Here is a 4,382-nt window from a genome sequence, read left to right as displayed (position 1 = left end):
TTATCGGTAGTTAACCCTTCCTCCTACACTCTCCACAATCATGTCCGAGCGTTGCACTTATTATCTGAATTCGCGGTGAACTGTTGTTAACCCTTCTCAGATTCCATTTGATTAATTCCGCCTCAAATGGGGTATAGAGTCACTTTCTCGATCGTGCTAGATTGCGTCACGCCCCCTATGCTATTGCGATATATGAGAAAGGACTGTCGATGCTTACGCTGCTTGAGGATAAAATAGCCACCCCGCTGGGTCCGCTGTGGATTCTGTGCGATGAAACATTCCATTTGCGCGCGGTTGAGTGGGAAGAACATAGCGATCGCATGGTTGAACTGCTGGATATTCATTATCGCAAAGAAGGCTACACGCGCCTTCATGCTGACAATCCCGGTGGCTTAAGCCGCAAGCTGCAGGACTATTTCGACGGTGACCTGGCGGTTATCGATACGCTTCCAACCGCCACGGCGGGTACCCCCTTTCAACGTGAAGTCTGGCAAGCTCTGCGCGATATTCCCTGCGGTCACGTCATGCACTATGGTCAGTTAGCGGAAATGCTGGGCCGTGCCGGTGCCGCGCGGGCAGTCGGTGCCGCTAACGGTTCTAACCCGGTCAGTATTGTTGTTCCCTGCCATCGGGTGATTGGCCGCAACGGTACCATGACCGGCTATGCGGGTGGCGTGCAGCGTAAAGAGTGGTTGCTGCGTCACGAGGGTTACCTGTTATTGTGAAAAAAAGCGTATCTTTGTGCTCTTTTTCCCGGGATTCTGTGGTAAAACCCTTACTGAAATGATGGAATATCAACAAGATGGTTGACCCTCTTGTTTCACCTTTTCTCAAACCTGTTTTAATTCTGCTGAATTGACGTTTCGCCAGGCTTACGCGCTCAAGAAAAAGATGGTAAAATTGACTAAAATCAATTACGGCTTGAGCAGACTTATGATCCCGGAAAAGCGAATTATACGACGCATTCAGTCTGGCGGATGTGCAATCCATTGCCAGGATTGCAGTATTAGCCAGCTCTGCATCCCATTCACACTCAATGAACACGAGCTGGATCAGCTCGACAATATCATTGAGCGCAAAAAGCCCATCCAGAAAGGTCAAACTCTGTTTAAAGCTGGGGATGAACTGAAATCGCTTTACGCTATTCGTTCCGGCACGATCAAGAGCTACACCATCACTGAGCAGGGCGATGAGCAAATCACTGGCTTCCACCTGGCGGGAGATCTGGTTGGCTTTGACGCCATCGGTACCGGCCACCACCCGAGCTTCGCTCAGGCGCTGGAAACCTCAATGGTCTGTGAAATCCCGTTCGAAACGCTGGATGACCTGTCAGGCAAAATGCCAAATCTGCGCCAGCAGATGATGCGCCTGATGAGCGGCGAGATCAAAGGCGATCAGGACATGATCCTGTTGCTGTCGAAAAAGAACGCCGAGGAGCGCCTGGCCGCTTTTATTTATAACCTGTCGCGCCGTTTCGCACAGCGTGGTTTCTCTCCGCGTGAGTTCCGTTTGACCATGACGCGTGGCGATATCGGTAACTATTTAGGCCTGACCGTTGAAACCATCAGCCGCCTGCTGGGTCGTTTCCAGAAGAGCGGTATGCTCGCGGTGAAAGGCAAATATATCACCATCGAGAACAGCGATATCCTGGCGCAACTCGCCGGACATTCGCGTAACGTCGCCTGAGTTTTTCCCCCGCCTTTTGACCTTTTGCCGGACACTTAAATTTTTGTGATTTATTGATCTGGCAAAAGGTTTTCCCTGTTTCATTCAGTACTTATAGGTTATCTTGTATTTACAGACTGTGGTGACAGATGTAAGGAGACCCTGTATGGCTAAGTATCAAAACATGTTGGTCGCCATCGATCCTAACCATGACGATCAGCCCGCATTACGACGTGCCGTGTATCTACATCAACGGATTGGTGGCCGGATTAAAGCCTTCCTGCCGATCTACGATTTCTCTTACGAAATGACCACCCTTCTGTCCCCTGACGAACGCACAGCCATGAGACAAGGCGTGATCAGCCAGCGTACAGCCTGGATCCGTGAACAGGCGAAATACTATGTCGACGCTGGCATTCCTATTGATATTAAAGTGGTGTGGCATAACCGCCCCTTCGAAGCCATCATTCAGGAAGTGATGTCCGGCGGCCATGACCTGCTGCTGAAAATGGCCCACCAGCATGACAAACTGGAATCGGTCATCTTCACCCCCACCGACTGGCATCTGCTGCGTAAATGCCCTTGCCCGGTATGGATGGTTAAAGATCAGCCCTGGCCGGAAGGCGGTAAAGCGCTGGTGGCGGTTAATCTGGCCAGTGAAGAGCTGTACCACAACGCGCTTAACGAAAAACTGGTCAAAGAGACCCTGCAACTGGCAGAACAGGTCAACCACACTGAAGTGCATCTGGTTGGTGCCTACCCGGTGACGCCTATCAACATTGCCATTGAACTGCCGGAATTTGACCCGAGCGTCTATAACGATGCGATTCGCGGTCAACATCTGATTGCGATGAAAGCCCTGCGGCAGAAATTTAGTATCGATGAAAAAATGACGCATGTGGATAAAGGCCTGCCGGAAGAGGTGATCCCGGATCTGGCGGAACATCTACAGGCCGGGATAGTGGTGCTGGGCACCGTTGGACGCACCGGTATTTCTGCGGCCTTCCTCGGCAATACGGCAGAGCAGGTTATCGATCATCTGCGCTGCGACCTGCTGGTCATCAAACCGGACGACTACCAGACGCCGGTTGAGCTGGATGACGAAGAAGACGATTAACCGCAACACAGAACACAACGCCCGCTATTTGCGGGCGTTTTCTTTTCTACTGGCGCTTGCCGCGCCAGTGCTGCAAATAGTGGCGCAGCCAGCTTCCGGCGACACCCGGCGGCTGTTTTTTATTCCACAATAAATCAATCAAAATGCTCTGCGGCCAACCCGGGACATCAAGAGGTGTCAATTTTTTTGCCCCGGAAAACTCGTCCACCAGCGCGCAGGGCAATGCGCACCAGCCAAACCCCTGCTCCGCCATACTGAGCAGCATGAGGTAGTTCGGTGCCGACCACACCGGGCCGCGCGCGGGGGTATTGTGGTTCTCCAGATATGTATTGAGCCGTAGCTCACGCCAGGTACGTAGCTGCTCCTCAGAGACGCTCTCCTGTTGCGCCAGCGGATGGCTACGTGCCACGTAGATATCCATCCGACTTTGCATCGGCAGACGCATCGCACCGATATCCGTCGGATAAGCATCGCGGGCTTCCCTCAGGCCCAACTGCGCGCGTCCTTTTTGCAGCAGGTCGATGACGTCTTCGTTCTCGCCAATCAGGCATTCAAATTCGGTATGCGGGTAGCGCTTATCGAACTCCCCCAGCAAATCCGCCAGGGTATCGGGATGCAAAGTATCGGACAGCACAAACGTCAGTCGGGTTTCTGTTTCCCCCACCAGCCAGACCGCCAGCTCGTCCAGTTTGTCGCTGGCGGCGAGAATCGCCTGTACGTAGCTGAGCGCCCTTACGCCTTCCGGCGTCAGTACCGGATGACGAGCCGAGCGGTCAAAGAGCGCCACGCCTAAATCAGCTTCCAGATTGGCAATGGCAGTACTGATGGTGGACTGGCTTTTGCGCAGTTTACGCGCGGCGGCGGAAAAGGAGCCGGAGGCGACCGTTTCCACAAAGGCAGTTAAAGCTTCCGGAGAGTAGCGCATGACGTATCTATTTTATCGATGGTATCTATCTTTAATTTATCTCATAAAACGATAAAAATCCTCTGCGCACCACCTGCAAAGTGACGTAGAGGATATTAAAATCATGCAACAACATGCAGTACAGCGCCGGAGCCTGACCGAGCGCGTTTTCCACGCGGTGAGCTTCGAAGTGATTGCCACCGCCATTTGTGCCCCTGCCAGCGCCTGGATAATGCAGCGTCCGGTACTGGAAATGGGCGCACTTACATTGCTGTTGGCCACCGCCGCAATGATCTGGAACGTGATTTACAACGCGCTGTTTGACCGCCTGTGGCCAGTTCATCGCCTGGCCCGTACCGCAAAGATTCGTGTCTTTCATGCATTAGGGTTTGAAGGTGGGTTTATCGTGATTGGCGTAACTATTGCGTCACTGGCGCTTGGCATTGGACTGGTCGAAGCTTTCCTGCTGGAAATCGGCTTTTTCCTCTTCTTCCTGCCTTACACCATGGCGTTTAACTGGATCTATGACATCCTGCGCGCCCGGGTGATAGAACGCCGGATGGCACAAATCGCCGGATAATAAATATCCTCCGGCATAGCCGGAGGTTTTTCTGATGCTCCTATAAGGCTCTCTTACCAGCCGCGCCCTAACAGGCGCATACGATCTGACATTTGCATCAGACTTCGTTACTTACG

5 protein-coding genes are annotated in these 4,382 nt (G+C 52.7%); 4 read left to right on the top strand and 1 reads right to left on the bottom strand.

The features are described 5' to 3' along the window. The first annotated feature begins 209 nt into the window (after window positions 1-209). The 3 genes from ogt (at window position 210) to uspE (ending at window position 2,782) form a co-directional block, all read left to right on the top strand. Window positions 210-725: a methylated-DNA--[protein]-cysteine S-methyltransferase gene (gene ogt, locus ACSZPU_RS23690; RefSeq protein WP_499003930.1), complete on the top strand. Its 516-nt coding sequence runs from the start codon at window positions 210-212 to the stop codon at window positions 723-725. A gap of 208 nt (window positions 726-933) precedes the next feature. After that, window positions 934-1,686 (top strand): fumarate/nitrate reduction transcriptional regulator Fnr, encoded by a 753-nt coding sequence (gene fnr, locus ACSZPU_RS23685; protein ID WP_061495443.1) that lies wholly within the window; start codon window positions 934-936, stop codon window positions 1,684-1,686. A 145-nt stretch (window positions 1,687-1,831) separates the two neighbouring features. Next, a complete protein-coding gene (uspE, locus tag ACSZPU_RS23680) occupies window positions 1,832-2,782 on the top strand; it encodes a universal stress protein UspE (protein WP_499003927.1) in 951 nt (316 codons plus the stop codon). A gap of 46 nt (window positions 2,783-2,828) precedes the next feature. On the opposite strand, the gene ACSZPU_RS23675 is transcribed toward uspE, so the two are convergent. Continuing rightward, a complete protein-coding gene (locus ACSZPU_RS23675; protein ID WP_499003925.1) occupies window positions 2,829-3,707 on the bottom strand; it encodes a LysR family transcriptional regulator in 879 nt (292 codons plus the stop codon). A 103-nt stretch (window positions 3,708-3,810) separates the two neighbouring features. Between ACSZPU_RS23675 and ACSZPU_RS23670 the strand changes: the two genes are divergently transcribed. Beyond that, window positions 3,811-4,266 (top strand): multidrug/biocide efflux PACE transporter, encoded by a 456-nt coding sequence (locus tag ACSZPU_RS23670; RefSeq protein WP_499003922.1) that lies wholly within the window; start codon window positions 3,811-3,813, stop codon window positions 4,264-4,266. Window positions 4,267-4,382 lie beyond the last annotated feature (116 nt).

Origin of the sequence: Phytobacter sp. V69 (assembly GCF_965644215.1) — a bacterium.
Classification (GTDB): Bacteria; Pseudomonadota; Gammaproteobacteria; order Enterobacterales; family Enterobacteriaceae; genus Phytobacter.
The sequence above is the reverse complement of the archived record's forward strand: the minus strand, read 5'-3'. Positions and strand labels throughout refer to the sequence as shown.